The sequence below is a fragment of the Vibrio coralliirubri genome (assembly GCF_024347375.1).
In the GTDB taxonomy this organism is placed as follows: Bacteria; Pseudomonadota; Gammaproteobacteria; order Enterobacterales; family Vibrionaceae; genus Vibrio; species Vibrio coralliirubri.
This window is the reverse complement of the sequence record NZ_AP025470.1, coordinates 3121713-3147201: the sequence shown is the minus strand read 5'-3', so window position 1 is coordinate 3147201 and position 25489 is coordinate 3121713. Positions and strand designations below refer to the sequence as shown.

Here is a 25489-nt window from a genome sequence, read left to right as displayed (position 1 = left end):
AAATGACTAACTATTCATATACTTGTTGTTTTTATAAACTGATAGTTCGCGTTAGCCAGTTAAAACGTTATTGGTTGTGTTAACAAAACCGATTGATTTTATTTTCACCAGCTTTACAACGTATAGCTAATTGTGTTTAAGGTCAAGTTCATGGTTAATTATCATGCGTAAACGCGATTAGCCACTTAATAATCTAAAATAGTCGATGGATATCAATGAGATATATAAGGTGGATGTTAACGAGATTTAACATATACAACAGAATGATTTTGAAAACGACAAATGCCAGATAGAAAAAAGGCTAGCATCGAGTGCTAGCCAAATATAAAAGTTAGGAAGGGTGTTGCTTTTCCTCTAGGCTAACGTCATCGACGTTAGCCCGAGAAATATTATGCGGAAAGCATGAGTGAATCAGCTTTCGCTTCTAAGTTTGAGTTACCCATTAAGAAGTCATCAATGGCAATTGCACATTCACGACCTTCATTAATACAACGTACAACTAGAGATTGACCAGTACGCATATCACCAGCAGCGAAAACACCTTTCTGGTTCGTTGCAAAACCTTCAGAAGCGACGTTACCGCGCTCGTCCAGTTTAATGTCTAGTTGAGCAAGTACACCGGTTGGCTCTGGGTGTAAGAAGCCCATTGCTAGGAATGCCATGTCACAAGGAATAACACGTTCAGAGTTCGCGACTTCATCAAAGCCTGGACGCTCACCTGGTTTCGCATCTTGCCAAACGATGTCAGCAATACGTAGACCCGTCACTTGACCTTGCTCGTTGCCGATGAACTCTTTGGTCAAGATGTTCCAGTGACGTTCACAACCTTCTTCGTGAGAAGTGGTGGTTTTCATGATCATTGGGTATTGAGGCCAAGGCATATTTGCAGGGCGCTTCTCTGGTGGGATCGGCATGATCTCAACCTGAGTAATGCTCGCTGCTTTATGACGGTTTGATGTGCCCACACAGTCAGAACCAGTATCACCACCACCGATAACCACAATGTGCTTGTCTTTAGCGTGAATCTCTTCTGTCTTAAGGTCTAGGTCGTTAGCACGGCGGTTGTTTTGACCAAGGAATTCCATGGCAAAGTGAACGCCTTCCAGCTCACGACCTGGGATTGGTAAGTCGCGTGGAACCGTAGAGCCACCCGTTAGCAATACCACATCAAACTCTTGGCGTAGCTGTTGAGCATTAACATCAACACCGATGTGTTGGTTAACTTTAAACTCAACGCCAGCTTCAGCCATTAGGTTGATCTTACGATCAATCACGTCCATACCCAGTTTGAAGTCTGGGATACCGAAGCGAAGTAGACCACCGACTTTCTCGTCACGTTCAAATACCGTTACCGAGTGACCAGCGCTGTTTAGCTGCTCAGCTGCGGCTAGGCCAGCAGGGCCTGAACCGATAACTGCGACAGTTTTACCTGTGCGAGAGCGTGGTGTTTTAGGCTTTGCGTACCCTTCACGGTACGCAGTTTCTACAATCGTTTTCTCGATATTACAGATAGTGATTGGGTCTTGGTTGATACCAAGAACACAGGCACTTTCACAAGGAGCAGGACAAACACGACCTGTAAACTCAGGGAAGTTGTTGGTAGAGCTTAGGATATTCCAAGCCTCTTCCCAGCTGTCACGGTAAACCGCATCATTGAATTCTGGGATGATGTTACCAATCGGACAGCCGTTGTGACAGAAAGGTACGCCACAGTCCATACAACGAGAGGCTTGAGTATTGATCTTTTTACCAAACTCTTCGTTAAGTACGAACTCTTTGTTGTCTTCAATTCGAACTGACGGGTCGAGCTTCTTTGGAAGCTCACGACCGTGTTCTAAAAATCCAGTAGGCTTACCCATTATACTGCCTCCACTTCTTCCGTTTGTGCCTGTTGTGCTTCAGCTTTACGCTTTTGAAGAACCGCTTTGTAGTCGCGTGGCATTACTTTAACTAGCGATGCAACACTTGCTTCAAAGTTGTCTAGGAAAGACTGAGCAACTTCACTTCCTGTGAATTCAACATGCTTCGTTAGCATATCTAGTAGAAGATCTTTATCTTCTTGTTCAATTGGATCTAGATCTACAAGTTCAGAGTTAAGTCTGGTTTCGAAATCACCCGCTTTATCCCAAACATAAGCCACACCGCCACTCATACCAGCAGCAAAGTTACGACCTGTTGAGCCAAGGATAATTGCCGCGCCGCCAGTCATGTATTCACAACCGTGGTCACCAACGCCTTCAACAACAACCTTCGCACCAGAGTTACGAACACAGAAACGTTCGCCAGCCATACCGCGAATGAAAGATTCACCTGAAGTCGCGCCGTAGAAACATACGTTACCTACCACGATGTTGTCTTCAGCAACGATAGTCGATTTCGCATCTGGGTACAGTACCAAAGTACCGCCAGACAGACCTTTACCCCAGTAATCGTTCGCGTCGCCTTCTACTTCGAACTTAACGCCTTTCGCAAGGAACGCACCGAAAGATTGGCCAGCACTACCGTGGAACTTAACGTTCATTGGTTGTGGTAAACCTTGGTCTTTGTAAACCTTCGAGATTTCGTTCGACAGCATGGTACCAGCAGAGCGGTCCGTGTTGATGATAGGGAAGCTCGCATTCACGGCTTCGCCTTTCTCAAGAGCTGGAATCGCAGCTTGAATCAATTTGCGGTCTAGAACGTCTTCTAGGTTGTGGTTTTGTTGTGTCTGGTTGTAGATACCATCTTCTTCACGTGCCTGCTCAATGTGCAGTACAGGTGTTAGATCTAGGTTCTTGTACTTCCAGTGACCGATGTCGTCACGAACTTTAAGTTTGTGCGATTGACCCACCATCTCATCGATAGAGCGGAAGCCAAGTTCAGCCATTACTTCACGCAGACCTTCAGCCATGTATTGGAAGAAAGTGACTACGTCTTCTACGCGGCCGTCGAAACGTTCACGCAGAGTCTTGTTCTGTGTAGCGATACCAACAGGACATGTATTCTTGTGACACTTACGCATCATGATACAGCCTTCAACCACTAGAGCTGCTGTTGCTACGCCCCATTCTTCAGCGCCAAGTAACGTTGCTACTGCAAGGTCACGTGGTGTTTTCATCTGACCATCAGACTGAACAACGATACGGTTACGTAGGCCGTTTTTCAGTAGTGTTTGGTGCGTTTCCGCTAGACCCAGCTCCCAAGGCAGACCTGTGTGACGGATAGAAGACATCGGAGATGCACCCGTACCACCATCAAAACCTGCGATAAGTACCACGTCAGCTTTTGCTTTCGCTACACCCGATGCAATCGTACCTACGCCAGCTTCTGATACTAGCTTCACGTTGACACGGCCGTTACGGTTCGCGTTTTTCAGATCGTAGATCAGCTGAGCCAAATCTTCGATTGAGTAGATATCGTGGTGTGGCGGTGGAGAGATAAGACCTACGCCCGGAGTCGAGTGACGCGTTGCGCCGATCCAGTCATCAACCTTATCACCTGGTAGTTGACCACCTTCGCCCGGCTTCGCACCTTGAGCCATTTTAATTTGCAGCTCATCAGCGTTAGATAGGTAGTAAGACGTTACACCAAAGCGACCAGAAGCCACCTGTTTGATTGCTGAACGTTCCCAGTCGCCGTTTTCTTTACGTTCGAAACGTGCTGGATCTTCACCACCTTCACCTGAGTTTGATTTCGCGCCAATGCGGTTCATCGCAACAGCCAGTGTTGAGTGAGCCTCATGCGAGATTGAACCAAAGCTCATTGCGCCGGTTGCGAAACGCTTAAGGATGTTCTCGATTGGTTCTACTTCTGCTAGAGGAATAGAGCCTGCAGGGTTCTTGATGAAGTCCAGTTGGCTACGTAGCGTTGCTGCGTTGTCGCCTTGGTCATCAACTGCTTTTGCGTACTTCTTGAACTGACCGTAATCTTTGTTACGCGTCGATTCTTGAAGTAGAGAAATCGTTTCAGGGTTGAATAGGTGCTTCTCGCCACGTTGTTTCCACTGGTAAACACCACCAACATCAAGGATCTGAGCTGGGATTTCACGTGCAGGGTAACCAACACGGTGACGAACCAGTACTTCTCGCGCGATATCGTCGATCGTTAGACCTTGGATACGAGAAACAGTACCTGTGAAGTATTTTTCAACCACTGATTTGCTAACACCAAGTGCTTCAAAGATTTGTGCACCGTGGTAAGACTGCAGCGTAGAGATCCCCATCTTAGAGAAGATTTTAAGTAGACCTCCGTTAACACCTTTACGGTAGTTATCGAATAACTCACGTGGGTGTACGTTTGGATCTAGCTTCTTCGTACGTTGCAGTTCAACAATCGTTTCAATAACTAGGTATGGGTTAACTGCGTTCGCACCGTAACCGATAAGCGTTGCAAAGTGGTGTGTCTCACGAGCGTCGCCCGTTTCAACCACGATGTCACACTTAGCACGTAGCCCTTTACGGATTAGGTGGTGGTGAACCGCGCCAACCGCCAGCATTGCTGGAATAGCAGCGTGGTTAGAGTTAACCGCACGGTCTGTCAGTAGGATGATAGAGTAGCCATCAATCACTGCGTCTTCTGCGTATTGGCAGATACGCTTAAGTGCGCGCTCTAACTTACCTTGGTCGCCATTTGCTTGGAATACGATATCCAGCGTCTTCGCCTGAAGGTGCTCGTTATCGATTGCACGCAGTTTTTCTAACTCAGAGTTAGACAGTACTGGAGACTCAAGTTCTACTTTTTGACAGTGCTCAGGTGTTTCAGCAAGTAAGTTCTGGTCTTTACCTAGGTAAGTGTTCAGAGACATAACCATACGCTCACGAATCGGGTCGATCGGCGGGTTAGTTACTTGTGCAAACAACTGTTTGAAGTAGTTTGAAAGGTGCTGCGATTGGTGAGAAAGAATCGCTAGCGGCCAGTCAGCACCCATTGCAGAAAGTGGCTCGTAGCCTGTTTTCGCAAGAGGTAGAATGATTTCGTTTACTTCTTCAGAGCTCACGCCAAACGATTGTTGTTTGTGTAGGAGTTTCTCTGGAGAAGGTTGGCTAAATTCGTTGCTCGCATCTGGTAGCTTTTTCAAGCTCAGAAGGTTCTCTTCAACCCACTTTTCGTAAGGTTGTGCTTTAGCAATGCTGTCTTTCACTTCTTCATCAGAAATGATGCGGCCTTGCTCAAGGTCAGCAACAAAGATACGACCTGGTTGTAGACGACCACGGTACTCAACGTTTTCAGGTGCAATTTCAACCACGCCAGACTCAGACGCCATTACTAGGAAGTCGTCTTTAGTTACTGTGTAGCGAGAAGGACGCAGACCGTTACGGTCAAGTGTTGCACCTACTTGAACACCATCGGTGAAACATACTGATGCTGGGCCATCCCATGGTTCCATAACGTTCGCGTGGTACTGGTAGAACGCACGACGAGTTGGATCCATGTTTTTGTTTTCTTGCCATGCTTCCGGGATCATCATCATCAACGCATGTGGCAGAGTACGACCTGAAAGAACAAGTAGCTCAAGCGCCATATCGAAGTTTGATGAATCCGAACTACCTTCCTGACAGATAGGCAGTAGCATGTCGATTTCAGCTTGTGTAAACAGATCCGATTCTAGGATTGCTTCACGTGCTTTCATCCAGTTCAGGTTGCCGCGAACCGTATTGATTTCGCCATTATGCGCGATGTAACGGAAAGGCTGAGCTAGACGCCAACGTGGGAATGTATTGGTAGAGAAGCGAGAGTGTACCAGTGCTAGAGCTGTCACCATGGTTGGGTTTTGCAGGTCTAGGAAGTACTGAGGAACTTGTTCAGTTGTTAGCTGACCTTTGTACACCAATGTCTTGTAAGACATAGAGTTGATGTAGAAGTCATCACCGATATTTGAAACGCTTTCTAGGCATACACGAACCGTGTAGTTACGTAGAACATACAGTTTACGCTCAAGCTCTTCTGGTGTGATACCAGGGCCGCCAGAAATAAATACGTGTTCAAATTGAGGTTCAGTGCTTAGTGGGTCAGCACCAATCATTGAATTGTCAGTTGGAAGCTCACGGTAACCGATTACTTCTAACTCAAGGCGTTGTGCATTGCGTTCTAGAATGTCACGACACTGTGCACGTTTGTGTTCATCTTTAGGGAAAAGTACAACACCAACACCATATTTTTCAAAAGATGGCAGCTTAATTCCAAGCTTTACGGCTTCTTCTAGTAAGAATTCGTGCGGCTTCTGTAGCAGGATACCTGCACCATCACCAGAACACGGATCGCAGCCTTGGCCGCCACGGTGTTCCATACGTGCAAGCATATCGAGTGCTTGAGTTACTACATCATGAGATTTGCGATTCTTTAGATGCGCAACAAAACCGATACCACAAGCGTCATGCTCCAATTCAGGAGTATACAGACCCTGTGAGTTCTGCTCTTGATCTACCATAGATACATCCTTCCAGTTAAATCTAGGCGCAACTTATTTGTATAAAGTCAGCCTTGTCCTTTTATATTTATGGGTCTAAACCTGCCTATGCTGGCGGTTTGAATCCTTTCCGTATCTCGCAGGAAAAGTATTGCGAGAAAAACAATCCTTAGTGATACCTGTTTATTTTTAACCACAAACTAGTGGTTTATATAGGTGGGAGTTAGATATCACCGACTTATTAGCAAGTTTTCGTTGTAAGTAAATACTCAAAAATAGCCAATATGTGTAAGTATCCTACAATTTTGTCTAGGCGAATTGCAATGAAAGTTGACCCATGTAGACCATTTTTTTCGTTTTATTTTGAATTTAATGCCTAACAAATGTGCAACATTAGGCAAATAGAGCCGATTTTTTGCATGTTTATTGATATTTGTTAGGTTGCTCGCAAAAAGCCTTGAGTAAACTAATTGGTCGAATTTTGCAGGGATGTAATTTTTTTTCAAAAAAAGACTGATATTCATTCTTATTTACTTGAGTGCTTTGAAAATATGCAATTACACGAGTTGGTCAATACTATCGGCCAAGACCTTCAACGCCGTTATGGCGAGAAGGTTCACAAGCTGACGCTTCATGGTGGTTTCAGCTGCCCAAACCGAGACGGGACAATTGGCCGTGGAGGTTGCACGTTTTGTAACGTGGCTTCCTTTGCCGATGAACAAACTCAAATTCAAAGTATTGCTGACCAGCTAAAAGATCGTGCGGGTGAGATTGCTCGTGCCAAGAAGTATCTGGCTTACTTTCAGGCGTACACCAGCACTTATGCAGAGGTGCAAGTGCTCAAGAATATGTATGAAGAGGCGCTAAAAGCACCCGGTGCAGAGATCGTCGGTCTTTGTGTTGGCACGCGACCAGACTGTGTGCCTGATGCGGTGTTGGATCTGTTAGCGGACTACGTTAAACAAGGCTATGAGATTTGGCTCGAGCTTGGCCTGCAAACCGCTAATGATAAAACCCTCAAGCGAATTAACCGCGGCCACGATTTTGCAGTGTATGAAACGATCACCCAACGCGCACGCGCTTTAGGTATCAAGGTGTGTACTCATCTGATTGTTGGCCTACCAAAAGAAACCAAAGCGGATAACCTTGAAACCTTAGACAAGGTATTAGCGGTTGGCACCGATGGCATTAAACTTCACGGCCTGCATATAGTAGAGGGCAGTACCATGGCCAAGGCGTGGAAGGCAGGAAAGCTAGAAGCACCAAGCCTTGAAGAGTACATTGATATCGCGAGTGAGATCATTCAACGCACGCCTGCGGACGTGGTTTATCACCGTGTTTCTTCAGCGGCGAGACGCCCAACGTTACTCTCTCCTTTATGGTGTGAGAACCGCTGGTTAGCGATGACTGAAATAGGCCGTTCGCTCGATAAAACCGGTGCTCAAGGCATCAAAACTGGCTCTGCATTCGAGTACACGTTGCCTGTTTTAAACGCAGCCAATTAATAGAAATGGGTGAATGTAGGTAACAGCAGATAAAACCAACAAATAGTGGTAACATTTCCCTCACAGATTTTATGGTATAGATTGAGAGTAAATGGAACTGGTAATGACTTGGTTGTGGGACAGGGCGTATGGTTACGGTATTTATATCGTTGTTGTATTGCTGATTGCTCTCATCTGCTGGCATCTCTATTCTCGTTATCAATCGCATATCGAAACGCTTCTACTTGCTACCCCGTCGCCCCTCTACTTTGTTGATGTTCGAAGTGGCGAAATACTCTATGCCAATCGCCAAGCCATGCAGTTGCTTGGTATCCGCCAAATCGGTGTTAATTTTCGCTTTCCTACTGTGGAAAGTGAGAACAGCTTTCGTCACTACTTAACCAATCACATTAACTCTCGAGCCTTCGAGCAGGTCTCCCTGTGGGCGCTTTCTGAATTTGAGTCGTTCAAGATCAACTTGGTCGGTCGTAAGATCCATTTTAGAAATAAGCAGGCTTGGATGATTCACGCCTCACCTTATAAGAACACTAACGAAGAACTGTCCCAAGAAGTTCGAGAACTGAATGTTGCTCGTACCGCGTTGGATTCTTTGTCTGAGCTGATCTACGTGAAAGATCAAAAGGGTGAGTTGGTCGCGAGCAATCGTTCGTTTAAAAAGTTTTGGCACGGTCGCCCAGAAGAGGGCACCTTGAGTGTTTCTGGTGGCGCATTGAAAGGCCGTGTTAGTGAGCGTTCGTGGACAACCGATCAGGACGGCAAAGGGTGTTTGCTTGAAACCTATCAAAGTGTGCTGCTTTCCCAAGATGGAGAAACCATCGGCACGCTCTCTATTAGTCATGATGTGACCGATTGGCATGACATGCAGCAGAAACTGCGTGGCGAAATGGAGAAGCGTAAAGATACCGAAGTGGCACTTGCGCAGCGTGACACCATCTTGCAAAACATCTTGGAAGCGAGCCCTGACTCGATTGGTATCTTCAACGAAAACATGGTTTATCAAGCGTGTAATAAGCCGTTTGTGGCGGCGCTTGGTATCTCTGAGGTCAGTGACCTAGTGGGTAAGCGCCTACAAGATGTCGTGCCAAATAGTATGTATATGCGTATCTCAGACACCGACCATCAAGTGCTTCATCACGGTAAATCGTTACGCTATATCGATAAGGTCGTCTCTAGTGATGGCGAATACACTTGGTACGATGTCGTGAAATCACCGTTTAGGGATCCTGCATCCAGTACTAATGGTGTGTTGATCATGGCGCGTGATATCACCGAGCGTTATCTTGCAGAGCAGAAACTTGAAGAAGCCAACCTTGAGCTTGAACGTCTCAGCTTTATGGATAGCCTGACTCAAGTGTTTAACCGACGCCGTTTCGACGAACAGCTCTCTACATTGTGGCATTATCATGTGCGTGAGAAGTTGCCATTGACGATCATGTTGTGTGATATCGACTTCTTTAAAGGCTACAACGACTTTTACGGACACCAACAAGGCGATGATGCTTTGATTCAGGTTTCTCAGGCATTTAAGCAGGTGTTGAATCGTTCATCTGATTGTGTGGCTCGTTATGGTGGTGAAGAGTTCGGCTTTATTCTGCCAAACACGACAACTGAAGGTGCTCAGCTGGTGGCACAGCGTATTCATGACGAAGTTCTTAAATTGGAGTTGGATCATGAGAAGTCGACGGTCTCTGAATTCATCACGGTGAGTATTGGTATTATCTCTTACATTCCTACACCTGATGATGAAATGGAATCGGCTGTTGCCTTGGCTGACAGTGCGCTGTATCAAGCGAAATCAGACGGTCGCAACCGTTCAATGGTGCATCCATACTCAATTCGCTAACGCTATAAAATTGGCAATTTGATTATCCCCGGCTATTTTTGCTTAGTTAGTATTTGTATTGGTTAATTAACCTTCGAAATTACCGCTGAACACTTGCTGCGTGTGATGTAGCTAGCTTACCTCCTATCTTCAAACAGGGTAGAATGTTGCTAGTCTTATCGCATGGAGCGCTAAATGAAACCCATGAAAAATCTTGCCCAGTATTACGTGGATCTACTCGTAAAACTGGGGATTGTCCGCTTTTCTATCTTACTCGCCCTAGCGCTTGTTGCCCTCGCTGTTGTTGTGCAAGTCGGTATCACCCTCGCACTCAAAGGCAATGTTGATGACATCGACATTGTCCGTTCAGTTTTCTTCGGTTTAGTGATCACGCCTTGGGCGGTTTATTTCCTATCTGTAGTCGTTGATCAGCTGGAAGAGTCTCGTCAAAGGTTAGCGAAACTGGTCTCTAAGCTTGGCGACATGCGTGAGCGAGACCAAGAACTCAACAATAAAATGCAGCTCAATATCGAGAAGCTTAATCAAGAAATTGAAGAGCGTGAAAAAGCGGAAGAAGCGCGCGCAGAAGCAATGCAAGATCTCGAAAATGAGGTGTTCCAGCGCGAGCGAACTCAGCTTGAACTCGCAGAACGTACTGCATTGTTGCGCTCGTTTATCGATGCCTCGCCTGACCTTATTTACTACCGTAATGAAGATGGTGTGTTCTCTGGTTGTAACCGTGCGGTTGAAGAGCTCACTGGTAAAACAGAAAAAGAGCTAGTTGGTTTAACTCCTTGGGATGTTTACAGCAAAGAGGTCGCTCAGCAAGTTGTTGAAACCGATAAGAAAGTCTTTGCTGACAATCAAGCGCTAACTTATGACCAATGGCTTGAATACCCTGACGGACGTAAGAGTTACTTCGAACTGCGTAAAGTCCCTTTCTACAGTAAAGATGGCCGTCACCTGGGCTTAGTTGGTTTTGGCCGAGATATTACTGAGCGTAAAGAGCATCAAGAGTCGCTAGAAAAGGCCAGTCGCGATAAGACCACCTTTATCTCAACCATTAGCCACGAGCTAAGAACGCCGCTCAATGGCATCATTGGCTTGAGTCGCATGCTGCTTGATAGCCAGCTGACCACCGAGCAGCGCAAGCAGATGCAAACCATCAAGGTGAGCGCGGTGACATTGGGTAATATCTTTAACGATATTATCGATATGGATAAGTTCGACCGCCGTAAGCTTGAACTCTTCCCAACCCCTATCAATTTTGAAGATTTCGTTGTCGAGATCGAAAGTATCTCTGCATTGATGGCCGAGCAGAAAGGATTGAGATTCGATCTAGAAAGGTTGTCTGATCTTCCTGCTGCTGTTGAGGTGGATGGTACTCGTCTTAGACAGGTACTGTGGAACCTTGTTAGTAACGCGATGAAGTTCACCAAAGATGGTGGTGTGGTGATGACTGTCAGCGCCGACATTGATGGTGATTTTGCCAACATTACGATGGAAGTGGAAGATACTGGCATTGGTATCCCTGAAAGTGAAATCGAGAAGATCTTCGCGATGTACTATCAGGTGAAATCGGGCACGGACAACTTGCACGCTGTCGGCACAGGTATTGGTCTTGCGGTCTCTCAACAGCTAATCAATATGATGGATGGCCACATTGAAGTCACCAGTGAAGAGGGTTTTGGTAGTACCTTTACAGTTTCGATTCGAGTTCCAGTGAATCACGATACTCAGGCTCTGATCAAAACACCAAGAAAGCAGTCGAACCTTAAGATCTTTATGGTCGAAGATATTGAACTCAATATCACAGTGGCTCGCTCTCTACTTGAAAGCCTTGGCCATGAAGTGACAGTCGTGATGACGGGTAAAGAGGCGCAAATTGCTTTCAATCCTGAAGACTATGATTTGGTGTTGTTGGATATCCAACTGCCAGATATGACGGGTTTCGATATTGCTCAATACTACCGCGAGAAATACAGCCAGCTACCGCCTTTGGTGGCATTAACTGCGAACGTGCTAAACAACAAGCAAGAGTACTTCCAGAAAGGCATGGACGAAGCGATCAGTAAACCTTTGTCGGTTCGAGCTATCCAAGATGTCATAAGCGAACTTATTGAAGATGCACCAGAGGTTATTGAGAGGGTAGCGGGCACGGATAAGGTTGAGAGCATTGATAAAGTCGACGCGAGTAAGCCTGTTCTTTCAGCAATTGATACCACTTTGCTTGATATTGATATGCTAGAGTCTTATGTTGATATTGTTGGATCGAAACCGGTTTTGGATAGCATCGCGATGTTCGAAGATATGATGCCGGAGTATATGGAAATATTGAACTCCAACATGGTCGCGAAAGATAAAGGCAGTATCGTTTCTGAAGCACATAAGATTAAAGGTGCAGCAGGTTCTATTGGCCTGAAACGCATCCAACAAGTTGCCCAGAAAGCTCAATCTCCAGATTTGCCCGCGTGGTGGGAGAACATTTCAGATTGGGTTGATGAGATAAATAACGAATACCAGAATGACATTGAAGTCTTAAAGAGTTGGTTAAACCAAAGGTAGAAGAATAATGAAAAAATTAGCATTCGCCGCATGTGTAGTGGCATTAGCGGGTTGTTCTGCGCCACAAGTAGAATGGCAGCAAGATAATCAAGTCGAAGTATCTGCAGCAACAGTTACCATGAAAAGCAACCTTTGGCACAACAAGATGCCAACGATTGGCGAGACTCAAGATAAGACCCTACATGGTGCTATCTACCTAGAGTCAGACTCACAACTGCCAGCAACGCTTGCGGTTGAGAGTGTTACGGTTAAACAGGGTGCAGACACCTTGTTGGTAACGGCTGACGATCTTGATTTAAGAACACACAGTGAAACTCAATGGGAAGTCGCGTTTGTATGGCAGCTAGAAATCGACAGTGACAAGCCTGTTGATGTGGCGGTAGAGCTTAAAGATGGCGAAACCGTGAAGTGGCTAGTAGAGAAAGACGTTAAGGTGGATACGGTTTACTAAAACCTTATCCAATTAAGAACAATAAAAAAGGGAGAATGCGTTGGCATTCTCCCTTTTTAATAACTATTGATGACGCTTCTAATATTCAAAACACTTACTGGTGAGTAGTGCTAAATGGTCAGAAGCGCGAATCGAATTAGTCTTCTAGGTCACCACAAAAGCGGTAGCCTTCACCGTGAATCGTTGCGATGATTTCTGGCGTACCAGAAACAGATTCAAAGTGCTTACGAATACGACGGATTGTTACGTCTACAGTACGATCGTGTGGCTTAAGCTCACGGCCAGTCATCTTCTTAAGAAGGTCAGCACGTGTTTGGATCTTACCTGGGTTCTCACAGAAGTGAAGTAGAGCACGGAACTCTGAACGAGGTAGCTTGTAGCCTTCGCCATCTGGGCTAACCAGAGAACGACTGTTGATATCTAGTACCCAACCGTTGAACTCGTACTTCTCAACGCTACGCTTCTCTTCTTGAACAGAGCTTGTGCTCATTGAACGGTTCAGAAGGTTGCGTGCACGGATAGTCAGTTCACGAGGGTTGAAAGGCTTAGTGATGTAGTCATCAGCGCCAATCTCTAGGCCAAGGATCTTATCAACTTCATTATCACGACCAGTTAAGAACATAAGCGCTACGTTTGCTTGCTCACGTAGTTCACGCGCAAGTAGTAGGCCATTCTTACCTGGAAGGTTGATGTCCATAATTACAAGGTTAACTTGGTTGTCAGATAGCACTTGGTGCATCTCTTCACCGTCGCTAGCCTCAAAAACAGCATATCCCTCTGCTTCAAAAATACTCTTTAGAGTGTTACGAGTTACTTGCTCATCTTCAACGATAAGAATCTGCGGGGTTTGCATTTGGCGGTACCTAAATTTGTGACGAAACTGTGCTAATAGAATAAATTCTAGGCAAAAACATAACATACAGGTAATGTATTTTTGATGATAACTTAAAGTTTTCAAAAAAACACTTACTTCCAGCTATCTGCCTTCCTTGAAGTATTGCCCAATAACGTAGATCCAGTACGCCTTTCAATCATTCTTTTAGTGATTGGAGTGGATTCTATAATGTTAACAGCATGCTAACAACGCGAGAATGTTAATTCCATTCACTTTGTTGATTTACATCAATTGCCGTATCGCAACAAACTTTAATAGTATGGCTACAACTTAACCAATGTTATGGTGACTATTTAGCACCAAAACAAGAATGATTATTCGAGATGCTTCGCACATCTTGCCTGCTAAAGACCGGATTATGAACCAAGGAAGCTGAAAGCTGTCTTAAGAGTCTAGTAGATAAATATGCTCAATCAACTTTTATTGAGTAATAAATTGAGCATAGAACAATGAAAACAAAGGATTAATTTTAATAACATATAAAAGCATAGAGGCTAGCCTGACATAACCGGTAACGCCTTACTCACGGAGGATATATGCACGATATAACACCCGACTTGTGTGATGAGTTTGAAAGCGAAGTCACCCTACTGAACATGCCATTGCAGAACTTCGGCCAACGTGGTGCGTTCTTTGGAAAAATTGTAACAGTTCGTTGTTATCACGATAATTCCAAGGTTCGCGAGGTTTTAGAGACCGACGGCTGCGGCAAAGTGCTTGTCGTTGACGGAAATGGCTCATGCCAGAAGGCGCTGCTTGGCGATCAACTCGCTATTCTCGCGATAGAAAACGGTTGGGAAGGCGTGATTGTAAACGGTGCGGTGCGTGATGTAGGCATGATGTCGCAAATGGACCTTGGCGTTCAGGCGTTAGGTGCATCGCCATTCAAAACAGAGAAACGCGGTGTTGGCCAAGTGAATGTGACGCTCTCTATACATAATCAACTGATTCAGCCTGGTGACTATATTTATGCCGATTGGAATGGCGTGTTAATTTCATCTGAGTTGTTAATTGAATCGTAACTGACTCCAATTTAATGCCGTTGATAGATTAGAACGGGGAATGGTTTGTGATGTACTGAAAGCTTGGATCTCAATCCGCACTAATCAGTTAATAAAGAACAAGCTAAAGAGACTAAAAGCGAAACCCTAATCCCACTTCAACACCTTGCTGCCACTCTTCATAATCAAGGGTGGCATGCAAATCTAGGTTATCTGTTAGTTGCACTCGGCTGGAAACCTCTGCGGCTACCGATTTCTCATTGTCTTCGGTTTCGTCTTTATAGGTGTGCAGAGAACTGTTGAAAGAGACTCTTTCTGAAAACTGATAACTGACACCGCTCAAGAATCCACTTTCCTGTTTCAGTGCCGCACTATTGATACGTGTACCGACGAAAAGATCCACATCTGAAAACAAGCTATAAGAGTAGCCACTGTCTATCTTCCAAGTATCGAAGCTTTCACTCGACGCGTTTTGTGTGGAGATAAAGAATTTATGAGAAGAACTATCGATCTGGCTGGGTAGTAGAGGCAAGCTATTCGCTGAACAAACAACAGGCATAGCAAAAGCCAAAAGAATAAGTAATCTCTTCATTTCCCACTCCTGATGTCATTATTATTGTTCTTCGAACGTTATCGTTCAATTAAAGCACAGAACTTGTACGTTCGCTGCACAATCGATATAGCATTTTGTTATGACTATATATGCAATTGATCACTCTTGCCTGTTCAGTGAGTAAATCCAGTATCTTAAGTGAAGGTTTATACAGGGTGTTTTATCCCTTAAATGACGGTTTGCTCTGAAAAACGGTGCGAATGTAAAAAAAACGCAACTTTTCATTGACGTCCAGTGGTAAAAATTGATACACGTAGAGTAAAGCACAAGCAGAGAATTTGATATGCAGCACGTAAGCCACCTAGTAATGACCACAACCATTATTATTACCGACATTAACATTGTTGGGGCAGGCTGCTAAGTAACGGATTTTAAAAAAAAGGCCTGTATCCAACAAGATACAGGCCTTTTTTTGTACCATTTTTATGACTTATGGAGAAAGGGATGCGCGTTTTAAAGTTTGGAGGTTCATCATTAGCTGATGCAGATCGTTTTTTACGAGCGGCTGATATCATCGCTAATAATGCCCAGCAAGAAGAGCTAGCCGTTGTACTATCGGCTCCAGGAAAAACAACCAATAAGTTGGTCGCTGTAATTGAAGCTGCACTTAAAAATGGTGAAGCAGACGCACAGATTACAGAGATCGAATCCTCATTCGCTGCACTGTTTGCAGATATTCAAGCCGTTGTTCCTTCTATTGATGGTTCTGCGTTCCAAGAGCAGGTTGATACTTCTCTTGCTCAGCTAAAACAGTTCGTAAACGGTATTAACCTGCTGGGTATGTGCCCGAACCATGTTAATGCTCGCATCATCAGTAAAGGTGAGCGAATCTCAATCCAGTTGATGAAAGCGGTACTTGAAGCGAAAGGCCAACCAGCAAGCCTGATTGACCCAGTTCAATACCTATACGCTAAAGGTGATCACCTTGAAGCTATGGTCGATGTGGACGTTTCAACTCAGAACTTCCGTCAGTCGCCACTTCCTAAAGGTCACGTAAATATCATGCCGGGCTTTACAGCAGGTAATGATAAAGGTGAGCTAGTCACACTTGGCCGTAACGGCTCTGATTATTCAGCTGCAGTTCTAGCGGCGTGTCTACGTGCTGATTGCTGTGAGATCTGGACAGATGTAGACGGCGTTTACAACTGTGACCCGCGTTTGGTCGATGATGCTCGTCTTCTTAAGTCATTAAGCTACCAAGAAGCGATGGAGCTTTCTTACTTTGGCGCTTCGGTTCTACACCCGAAAACTATCGCGCCTATCGCACAATTCCATATCCCTTGCCTAATCAAAAATAGCTTCAACCCACAGGGTGCGGGTACTTTGATTGGCCAAGACACTGGCGAAGATAACCTAGCAATTAAAGGTATTACGACGCTAAGCGACCTAACCATGGTTAACGTATCAGGCCCAGGTATGAAGGGTATGGTAGGCATGGCGAGTCGTGTATTCGGCGCGATGTCTTCAGCTGGCGTTTCTATTGTCCTTATTACTCAATCTTCTTCTGAGTACAGCATCAGCTTCTGTATTGAATCAGCTGATAAAGTGAAAGCGAAACAAGTGTTGTCAGACGCGTTTGAACTGGAACTTAAAGATGGTCTGTTAGAGCCGGTTGAGTTCATGGATGACGTTGCGATTGTAACGCTGGTGGGTGACGGTATGCGCACTTCACGTGGCGTAGCATCTCAGTTCTTCTCTTCTTTAGCTGAAGTGAACGTCAACATTGTTGCTATTGCTCAAGGTTCTTCAGAGCGCGCTATCTCTGCGGTTATCCCTGAAGATAAAATCTCTGAAGCAATCAAAGCGTGTCACGAGAACCTATTTAACTCTAAGCACTTCCTAGACGTATTCGTTGTTGGTGTCGGCGGTGTTGGTGGCGAGCTTGTTGACCAAATCCAACGTCAGCAAGGCAAACTAGCTGAAAAAGGCATCGTGATTCGCGTATGTGGTTTAGCAAACAGCAAAGGTTTGTTGCTAGACAGCGATGGTCTACCGCTAGAGCAGTGGCGTGACCGTATGTCGAGTGCGACAGAAGAGTTCAGCCTAGCTCGCTTAGCGGCTTTGGTTCAACGTAACCACATCATCAACCCTGTATTGGTTGACTGTACGTCTAGCGAAGGTATTGCGGCGCAGTACGCTGATTTCCTAGCGGCTGGTTTCCACGTGGTAACACCAAACAAGAAAGCAAACACAGCAAGCATGGCTTACTACCATCAGCTTCGTGAAGTTGCACGTAACTCACGTCGTAAGCTGATGTACGAAACAACCGTAGGTGCTGGTCTACCGGTAATCGAAAACCTACAGAACCTTATCTCTGCAGGTGATGAACTGGAGAAATTCAACGGCATTCTTTCAGGTTCACTGTCTTACATCTTCGGCAAGCTTGATGAAGGTATGACACTAAGCCAAGCAACCAATATTGCAAAAGATAACGGTTTCACTGAACCGGATCCTCGTGACGATCTATCTGGTATGGATGTGGCGCGTAAGCTGCTTATTCTTGCTCGTGAAGCAGGCATGGCGCTTGAACTTGAAGATGTTGAAGTAGACCAAGCTCTGCCACCGGGTTTTGATGATTCAGGTACGGTTGAAGAGTTCATGGCTCGCTTGCCAGAAGCGGATGCTTATTTCAAAGAGCAGTCAGCTATCGCAGCAGAAGAAGGCAAAGTACTTCGTTATGTGGGTGAAATCGCTGAAGGTAAGTGTAAGGTTCGTATCGCTGCTGTTGATGGCGACGACCCAATGTTCAAGATTAAAGATGGCGAGAACGCATTAGCATTCTACAGCCGTTACTACCAACCAATCCCTCTAGTACTGCGTGGCTACGGCGCGGGTACTGAAGTAACAGCAGCTGGCGTATTCTCTGATGTGATGCGTACTCTTGGTTGGAAATTAGGAGTTTAGGAATGAGTTCAAGTGATATGGATGTTGTCGTTTATGCTCCTGCATCAATCGGTAATGTCAGTGTAGGGTTTGATGTGCTGGGGGCCGCTGTGTCTCCAGTGGATGGCACACTGCTGGGTGACCGAGTTATGGTTAAAGCAGGTGATGAACCATTCTTACTTAAAACAGCAGGCAGCTTTGTTTCTAAGTTGCCAACTGAAGCAAAAGAAAACATCGTTTACGACTGCTGGGTGGTGTTCTCTAGAGAGCTTGATAAAAAAGGCGTTGCGCTTAAGCCTTTGGAAATGACACTAGAAAAGAACATGCCTATCGGTTCAGGTTTGGGTTCTAGTGCATGTTCAATCGTCGCGGCACTGGATGCGCTAAACCGTTTTCACGGTCAGCCGCTGAATGAAACTGAATTGCTTGCTCTGATGGGTGAAATGGAAGGCAAGATTTCAGGCGGTATCCACTATGATAACGTTGCTCCATGTTACCTTGGTGGCGTGCAGCTCATGCTTGAAGAGCTAGGCATCATCAGCCAAGAAGTACCGTGTTTTGACGACTGGTACTGGGTGATGGCTTATCCGGGTATTAAGGTTTCAACGGCGGAAGCGAGAGAGATCCTACCATCTCAATATCGTCGTCAGGATATTATTGCTCATGGTCGTCACTTAGCGGGCTTTATCCACGCGTGTCATTCAGGTCAACCTGAACTGGCGGCGAAGATGATCAAAGACGTGATCGCTGAACCATATCGTGAGAAACTGCTTCCAGGGTTTGCTGATGCTCGTAAATACGCGCTGTCAGCTGGGGCACTGGCTACTGGTATTTCTGGTAGTGGTCCAACTCTATTTAGCATTTGCAAAGAACAAGATGTCGCCGAGCGTGTTGCACGCTGGTTAGAACAAAATTACGTACAAAATGAAGAAGGATTCGTTCACGTTTGTCGCCTAGATAAGCAGGGTTCGATCGTTACAGGAAGTGAGTTATGAAACTGTACAACATCAAAGAAAATGATGAACAAGTCTCTTTTGGCCAAGCCGTTCGTCAAGGCTTAGGCCGTAATCAAGGTCTATTTTTCCCATCTGAACTGCCAAAGTTTGATGATATCGATGCGCTGCTAGCAGAGGACTTTGTCCCTCGTAGCTCAAAGATTCTGTCAGCATTGATTGGTGATGAACTACCAAAAGAGCAGATCGACCAAATGGTGGATGCAGCGTTCCAATTCCCTGCACCAATCAACCAAGTAAAAGACGGCGTTTACGCGCTTGAGCTTTTCCACGGTCCAACACTGGCATTTAAAGATTTCGGCGGCCGCTTTATGGCTCAATCTTTAGCAGCCGTTTCTGATGGTGGTCAAATCACTATCTTAACCGCAACATCAGGTGATACTGGTGCGGCAGTTGCACATGCTTTCTACGGTATGGAAGACATCAATGTTGTGATTCTTTACCCGAAAGGCAAGATCAGCCCACTGCAAGAGAAGCTGTTCTGTACGCTGGGTAAGAACATCCACACTGTGGCGATTGATGGCGACTTTGACGCGTGTCAGGCTCTAGTTAAAGACTCATTTGATGACGCTGAACTGCGTAAAGAGATCGGTCTTAATTCGGCAAACTCTATCAACATCAGCCGTTTAATGGCTCAGATCTGTTACTACTTTGAGGCGGCTTCTCAGCTGACTAAAGAGCAACGTGAAAACCTCGTTATCTCTGTACCAAGTGGTAACTTTGGTAACTTAACCGCTGGTCTATTGGCTAAAGCGCTAGGTCTACCTGTTAAGCGTTTCATCGCAGCAACCAATGAAAATGACACGGTTCCTCGTTACCTAGAAACAGGCCAATGGGATCCAAAACCGACCGTTGCGACAACATCGAACGCGATGGACGTAAGCCAACCAAACAACTGGCCTCGTATCGAAGAACTTTGCCAACTGAAAGGTTGGGGTTTAGATACACTAGGCAAAGGTAAAGTATCTGACGAGCAGAGCGCTGAGTCAGTTCGCGACCTAAAAGCACAAGGTTACCTATGTGAACCACATGGTGCGATTGCTTACCGTCTACTAGAAGAGCAACTGCAAGAGAATGAAACTGGCTTGTTCCTGTGTACAGCACACCCAGCGAAATTCAAAGAAGTGGTTGATGACATCCTAGGTTCTGATATTGAACTGCCAGGCCCGCTAGCAAAACACGCGGCGATGGAGTTGTTGTCTGAAGATCTTGATAACGATTTTGAAGCGCTAAAAGCAGTGCTTCGTCGAGTTCAACCTGCGTAATTTTTCAAAAACGTAAACATAGAACTTAGATCGATCAGAAAAGGTGAATGAGCAATCATTCACCTTTTTTATTGTCTGAGTGTTTTTAAAGTAAGCTTTATTTAAGGGTTTTCTTACGCTTAAATGGCTTTAAGTAAGTGTATTGCTTTAACCCGATCAAAACGGAAAGGGATAGTATGAATTTTTTGATTTTTCTTGGCTCTGTACGTGAGAGCACACCGCCAAGACCTGCGCGATTAGGGATGAGAGTCAGCAAGGCGTGTGAAAAGCTGCTTGCGAATCAGCACTCACAGCATACGGTTGAGATTATCGACCCATTGAATTATGACTTTGGCGATGTGTTTAAGCCTGAGTTTTCGTATTATCGCTCAAAAGTACCCGCGCATTTAGCGGAGTTAGCCGACAAGATCGCTAAAGCTGATGGTTATGTGATGGTTAGCCCGGAGTACAATCACTCGATGAGCCCAGCGCTAGCTAATATTCTCAATCACTTTGGTAGCTCGCTATTTTCATATAAACCGAGTGCGATTGTGACCTATTCTGCCGGTCAGTGGGGCGGGGCAAGAGCATCCGTTTCAATGCGTACTTTCTTGTCAGAGCTAGGTTGCTTACCTGTTTCTGCGATGATTCACTTGCCGAAAGCGCAAGAAGTGTTTGATGAAGAGGGCGGTGTTGTTCAAAAGTCTGATCAAGCACAATGGGATGAATACATGAATCGAACATTCCATCAGTTGATGTGGTGGGCACAAGGTGCTGCGCTGCAAAGAGACAATGTTGATCCAACGGCTCTGGCGAAAGCCTTTACTAAAGATCCTTCTCAACGAAATGCGCCATAACCAAATTTGATTGGTGACTGTGCTTGTTTGATTTTAGGTGAGCGGGTTCTGAGTTGGAACAATAAACGATAAGAAGTTGTTAGGACAAAAACTAAAAAAGCTTGGCCATTTCTGACCAAGCTTTTTAAATCTTTAACACTCTAGTTTACTGAGATTATAGAGACTCAGTGAACGTACGTGCGATAACGTCACGTTGCTGTTCAGTTGTTAGAGAGTTGAAACGTACAGCGTAACCCGATACACGGATAGTTAGCTGTGGGTAGTTCTCTGGGTGAGCAACTGCGTCTTCTAGCGTTTCACGCTTAAGAACGTTAACGTTTAGGTGTTGGCCACCTTCGATGCGTGGTGCTGCTTCGATTGCAACTTCACGGCTCTCGTACTCGCCTAGGTCTGCAGCTGAGATAACTTGGTCAGCTTCGAAACCTGCAGTAGCAACAACACAACGAGCTTCATTCTTCTCGCTATCTAGTAGCCAGATTGAGTTTAGTAGGTCATCGTTTGCTGCTTTAGTAATTTGAATACCTTGGATCATAACTATCTCCTAGTCCACTGAATGTGGTTTGATTATGGTGTTAACTTTCGATTTTTATTGAGCTGGGTAATATATACCTAATATTAGTAAGGTTAACATTGATTTAAGTCAAAAAACAACCAAAAACCATATTTTTACAAAGGTGATTATATTGAGGTAAATCAATAAAACCTTTGAAAACAAAGTAATTACAAAATATTTTAAAGTATAAAAAATATTTAACAGTCATATTTGTTGTAAGTTTACTACATTTGTTGTGTTTTTATTGAACTGCAACCGATACGACCCTTTATTTATTAAGCATTCTGAAAGTGTAAAGTGATTTAATGACAAACAATAATTCATCCTCAAAACCGGAAACAAATATTAAGTTTATTGGCGCTCATGTGTCGGCTGCTGGTGGTGTTGATCAAGCGCCTATGCGTGCACGTGAAATCGGTGCTAATGCATTTGCACTGTTTACCAAGAACCAGAGGCAGTGGGCGGCAAAACCGCTAGAAGCGAAAACCATTAATGCCTTTAAAGCTAATTGCAAAATGTTGGGCTTCGGTGCTGAGCACATTCTTCCTCATGACTCCTACCTTATTAACCTAGGAGCACCAGAAGAAGAGAAGCTAGAGAAATCACGCGCGGCTTTTATTGATGAGATGGAGCGTTGTAATCAACTTGGATTAACGCTCTTGAATTTTCATCCTGGGAGTCATTTAAAGAAAATCTCAGAAAGCGCATGTTTGGCGAAGATCGCTGAATCGATCAACCTAGCTCATCAAGCGGTACCTGACGTAATCGCAGTGATCGAGAATACGTCTGGGCAGGGCACTAATCTGGGTTGGAAGTTTGAACATCTAGCAGAGATTATCGAACAGGTAGAAGATAAGTCACGTGTTGGTGTGTGCTTAGACACCTGCCATACGTTTACTGCTGGCTATGACTTACGTACAAAAGAGGCGTGTGAGCATACTTTTGCTGAGTTCGACCGCATCGTGGGTATGCACTATCTAAGAGCAATGCACATCAATGATTCAAAAGCTGAGTTCGCGAGCCGAGTCGATCGACACCATTCTTTAGGAAAAGGCGAAATTGGCTGGGATTGTTTTGAGTATATTGCCTCTGATTCTCGCTTTAATGGTATCCCTCTTATCCTGGAAACCATTGATTCGACGATCTGGAAGGAGGAAATTCAACAACTTAGAATGTTTCATCGCTCAGCAACGCTAGCGAGTGAAGAAGCGTAATAATAGAGGGGAAAATTTATTTCCGTCTATTTCTAATAATTGGCACCTTTCTTTCATAGTATTAAAGTGAATATGTAGTTCACGATGTCTTAGAGGAGGTGCCTTTATGTATTCAATCACCCAAACTTCAACTATTGCTGTCGCACGCCGTTTACCTACACCAAACCGTCACGTGCATAACCACGGCCACCATCGTACACAGCAGAAAAGTGGTTAATCGAGATAAACACAACTTGAACTGATTATTATGATTCATCAACAAGTGAACCCTACACATCATGTTTATTGATAGCTGTATGAGGTATAACTAGAGCCTTATTTAGGACAGTTAGCCGATACAGCTATTTTTTGTCTGGCGAAAGCCGCTAGAAACCTTGATGATTGGGAAGTAAAACGATGAGCGCACCAAAGACTTGGGAATCCATTATTAATGATGAACGTGATAAAGAGTACTTTCAGAGTGTCCTCGCGTTTGTTGAACAGCAACGTAATAGCGGCAAAACCGTCTACCCGCCACAAGATCAGGTGTTCAGTGCCTTTGATATGACGCCTTTCGAATCCGTGCGAGTGGTTATCTTAGGGCAAGACCCTTATCACGGTGCTAGCCAAGCTCACGGCCTAGCATTCTCAGTGCTTCCTGGCGTGAAAATCCCACCTTCTCTACGCAATATGTACAAAGAGCTTGCACAAGATATAGAGGGCTTTGAGATTCCTAGTCATGGTTATCTCGATTCTTGGGCATCGCAAGGGGTGTTGATGTTGAACACAGTCCTTACAGTAGAAGAGGCAAAAGCACACTCACATGCTAAGTGTGGCTGGGAAACCTTTACCGATGCCATTATTGCTGAGCTCAATCAGCGCTCTGAACCGATCATCTTTTTGTTGTGGGGCGCACACGCCCAGAAGAAAGGCCAAGCGATTGATGAAGGCAAGCATCATGTGTTGGCTGCACCTCACCCATCACCATTATCGGCGCGCCGTGGCTTCTTCGGCTGTCAGCACTTCTCTACAACCAATAAGCTGCTTTCTTCTATGGATCAACAACCTATTGACTGGCGTTTACCAACAGAAGTGTAGGTTGGTGGTTTTCTGAGCAGGGTCAAATCATAAATCAGCATATTCGTATACACTTATAAATAGTAGGTGTAATGGAGTGCAATACTATGATGATTGAAAGGATAAGACGAGAGCATGGCTATATGGCTCGTTTACTCGCGATACTTAACAGTAAGTTAGAGTTTCTGAAACAGGAGCGAGAAATAAACTATAGCCTGATCGCAGAGGTGGTTCATTACTTGATGAACCATTCAGACAAAGTGCATCACCCTAAAGAAGATGTCATTTATCGCTACTATCTTAAGCAATATGGCAGCGAGCAAGCGATTGAAGACTTGGAGTTAGAGCATCAATTGCTTTCTGAGAAAACGGCGGACTTTTTAGGTTTGGTCGATATGATCCTTCAAGATGCGGTGGTCCCTCAGCAAGTCTTTATTGAGCAGCTTGAAGCGTTTGTTAAGGCTCAGCGAAAGCACATGGAATATGAAGAGAAGCATGTGCTACCCATGATTGTTGAGGCATTCACGGTGAAAGATTGGCAAGAAGTGGAGTCTCAATGGCTTCAACCGGAAGATGACCCTGTCTTTGGAGAGACCATAGCCGATCAATATCGCCAACTCGCGGCTCGGGTTCGACAAAATGAACAAGAGTGCGTTTAGCCTGTTTTAATGTTGAAACGCCCCTATTTTTAGGTGTCCTCTATATTAGAGGGTTGGTTTCCAAATGGCGCTTTGAGCGGATTAACTACCTCAAAACATAAAAAAGGCACCTATATAGGTGCCTTTTGCTATCTGATTTCTTATCGTGCTGATTAAAGCTTTATATCGTCAAGGCTAAAATCAAGACCTAGGTTCATCTCTCTCAGCTCTTTCTCAAGCTGCCTACGATCGTTGATGGCTTCGATTTCACGCCACTTACGCTTGAGCGGTTTCGAGCGTGATTTTTGAGTTACACGAGGCATTTCTAGTTCTGATACTTCATCGAATTGAAAGCTATCCATAAGCCATATCTCCTTCCGTGGGACTAGTTCTTACGAACCAATAAATATCATATTTAGGTTCACAATAACTTTGATTTGTTTCTCATTTGTTTCAAATCCATGAAGCTTTTGTTCTATTTTCTTATGCATGCTCACACATTGTGAGAATTATTATGTATAAAAAACAAGCAAACAAACTTAAGTAAACGATTAAATTGGGGGTTATTGAATGTTAATTCATTGTGCGAATGGAATAGCGTTTTGACTACAATGCATTGAAGTGCACATGGTGCCGTGCGGTATAGGGATCTCATTGGCCTAGAAAAAAACGAAGATCTTCACTATACCTTGTAAAACCTAGGCTGACGTCATTTTTATAGGATGATGTTCTTGTTGGGGGAGTGCCGTGGCTGTTGTTGATATTATGTCCCGATAATGTGACTTTTATTGGGC

The 25489-nt window shown here is 44.8% G+C and carries 18 protein-coding genes, 1 pseudogene and 1 other annotated feature; of the genes and pseudogenes, 12 read left to right on the top strand and 7 right to left on the bottom strand.

The window, feature by feature from the left end; all coding sequences use genetic code 11:
- Window positions 1-389 precede the first annotated feature (389 nt).
- Both OCV20_RS14280 and gltB read right to left on the bottom strand, forming a co-directional pair.
- A complete protein-coding gene (locus OCV20_RS14280; RefSeq protein ID WP_048618248.1) occupies window positions 390-1859 on the bottom strand; it encodes a glutamate synthase subunit beta in 1470 nt (489 codons plus the stop codon).
- Window positions 1859-6406, bottom strand: coding sequence for a glutamate synthase large subunit (gene gltB, locus OCV20_RS14275; protein WP_086773761.1), 4548 nt, complete (start codon window positions 6404-6406; stop codon window positions 1859-1861). Before gltB ends, OCV20_RS14280 begins: the two co-directional genes overlap by 1 nt.
- Window positions 6407-6936: 530 nt before the next feature.
- Here gltB and mnmL point away from each other — a divergent pair.
- From mnmL to OCV20_RS14255, 4 genes are all read left to right on the top strand, one after another.
- The gene (gene mnmL, locus OCV20_RS14270; protein WP_048614980.1) at window positions 6937-7890 is read left to right on the top strand and encodes a tRNA modification radical SAM protein MnmL/YtqA; all 954 of its coding nucleotides are present in this window, start codon (window positions 6937-6939) and stop codon (window positions 7888-7890) included.
- A gap of 91 nt (window positions 7891-7981) precedes the next feature.
- Window positions 7982-9733 carry a sensor domain-containing diguanylate cyclase gene (locus tag OCV20_RS14265; RefSeq protein ID WP_086773760.1) on the top strand — a complete coding sequence of 584 codons (1752 nt, stop codon included), beginning with the start codon at window positions 7982-7984 and terminating at the stop codon, window positions 9731-9733.
- A gap of 174 nt (window positions 9734-9907) precedes the next feature.
- The gene (gene arcB, locus OCV20_RS14260) at window positions 9908-12277 is read left to right on the top strand and encodes an aerobic respiration two-component sensor histidine kinase ArcB (RefSeq protein ID WP_086773758.1); all 2370 of its coding nucleotides are present in this window, start codon (window positions 9908-9910) and stop codon (window positions 12275-12277) included.
- 7 nt (window positions 12278-12284) lie between these two features.
- Entirely contained in the window at window positions 12285-12728 is a 444-nt protein-coding gene (locus OCV20_RS14255) for a hypothetical protein (protein ID WP_017062884.1), read from the top strand.
- Between the two features lie 136 nt (window positions 12729-12864).
- On the opposite strand, the gene arcA is transcribed toward OCV20_RS14255, so the two are convergent.
- Both arcA and OCV20_RS14245 read right to left on the bottom strand, forming a co-directional pair.
- The gene (arcA, locus tag OCV20_RS14250) at window positions 12865-13581 is read right to left on the bottom strand and encodes a two-component system response regulator ArcA (RefSeq protein ID WP_004741534.1); all 717 of its coding nucleotides are present in this window, start codon (window positions 13579-13581) and stop codon (window positions 12865-12867) included.
- Window positions 13582-14010: 429 nt separating this feature from the next.
- A pseudogene (locus OCV20_RS14245) lies at window positions 14011-14112 on the bottom strand (ribonuclease activity regulator protein RraA); the annotation flags it as partial.
- Window positions 14113-14159: 47 nt separating this feature from the next.
- Here OCV20_RS14245 and OCV20_RS14240 point away from each other — a divergent pair.
- Window positions 14160-14645, top strand: a complete 486-nt coding sequence (locus OCV20_RS14240; RefSeq protein WP_017059310.1) for a putative 4-hydroxy-4-methyl-2-oxoglutarate aldolase — start codon at window positions 14160-14162, stop codon at window positions 14643-14645.
- 112 nt (window positions 14646-14757) lie between these two features.
- On the opposite strand, the gene OCV20_RS14235 is transcribed toward OCV20_RS14240, so the two are convergent.
- Window positions 14758-15216 carry a hypothetical protein gene (locus OCV20_RS14235; RefSeq protein ID WP_050053107.1) on the bottom strand — a complete coding sequence of 153 codons (459 nt, stop codon included), beginning with the start codon at window positions 15214-15216 and terminating at the stop codon, window positions 14758-14760.
- Window positions 15217-15533: 317 nt separating this feature from the next.
- Window positions 15534-15652 (top strand) — a sequence feature (Thr leader region).
- 29 nt (window positions 15653-15681) lie between these two features.
- On the opposite strand from OCV20_RS14235, the gene thrA reads away from it, so the two are divergent.
- From thrA to OCV20_RS14215, 4 genes are all read left to right on the top strand, one after another.
- Window positions 15682-18141, top strand: coding sequence for a bifunctional aspartate kinase/homoserine dehydrogenase I (gene thrA, locus OCV20_RS14230; RefSeq protein WP_048606761.1), 2460 nt, complete (start codon window positions 15682-15684; stop codon window positions 18139-18141).
- A gap of 17 nt (window positions 18142-18158) precedes the next feature.
- Window positions 18159-19115: a homoserine kinase gene (gene thrB / locus OCV20_RS14225; protein WP_086773844.1), complete on the top strand. Its 957-nt coding sequence runs from the start codon at window positions 18159-18161 to the stop codon at window positions 19113-19115.
- Window positions 19112-20398 carry a threonine synthase gene (thrC, locus tag OCV20_RS14220; RefSeq protein ID WP_048618257.1) on the top strand — a complete coding sequence of 429 codons (1287 nt, stop codon included), beginning with the start codon at window positions 19112-19114 and terminating at the stop codon, window positions 20396-20398. The genes thrB and thrC overlap by 4 nt, the downstream gene beginning before the upstream one ends.
- Window positions 20399-20574: 176 nt before the next feature.
- Window positions 20575-21234: an NADPH-dependent FMN reductase gene (locus OCV20_RS14215; RefSeq protein WP_086773757.1), complete on the top strand. Its 660-nt coding sequence runs from the start codon at window positions 20575-20577 to the stop codon at window positions 21232-21234.
- Window positions 21235-21388: 154 nt separating this feature from the next.
- Here OCV20_RS14215 and grcA read toward each other — a convergent pair whose 3' ends face one another.
- Entirely contained in the window at window positions 21389-21766 is a 378-nt protein-coding gene (gene grcA / locus OCV20_RS14210; RefSeq protein ID WP_017059315.1) for an autonomous glycyl radical cofactor GrcA, read from the bottom strand.
- 326 nt (window positions 21767-22092) lie between these two features.
- Between grcA and nfo the strand changes: the two genes are divergently transcribed.
- The 3 genes from nfo to OCV20_RS14195 all read left to right on the top strand — a co-directional run bounded on the left by nfo (window position 22093) and on the right by OCV20_RS14195 (window position 24716).
- Window positions 22093-23001, top strand: coding sequence for a deoxyribonuclease IV (nfo, locus tag OCV20_RS14205; RefSeq protein ID WP_086773755.1), 909 nt, complete (start codon window positions 22093-22095; stop codon window positions 22999-23001).
- A 396-nt stretch (window positions 23002-23397) separates the two neighbouring features.
- The gene (ung, locus tag OCV20_RS14200; RefSeq protein WP_086773753.1) at window positions 23398-24078 is read left to right on the top strand and encodes a uracil-DNA glycosylase; all 681 of its coding nucleotides are present in this window, start codon (window positions 23398-23400) and stop codon (window positions 24076-24078) included.
- Between the two features lie 86 nt (window positions 24079-24164).
- Window positions 24165-24716 (top strand): hemerythrin domain-containing protein, encoded by a 552-nt coding sequence (locus tag OCV20_RS14195; RefSeq protein WP_017070073.1) that lies wholly within the window; start codon window positions 24165-24167, stop codon window positions 24714-24716.
- Between the two features lie 152 nt (window positions 24717-24868).
- Here OCV20_RS14195 and OCV20_RS14190 read toward each other — a convergent pair whose 3' ends face one another.
- Window positions 24869-25057 (bottom strand): DUF3545 family protein, encoded by a 189-nt coding sequence (locus OCV20_RS14190; RefSeq protein ID WP_017059319.1) that lies wholly within the window; start codon window positions 25055-25057, stop codon window positions 24869-24871.
- Between the last annotated feature and the right edge of the window lie 432 nt (window positions 25058-25489).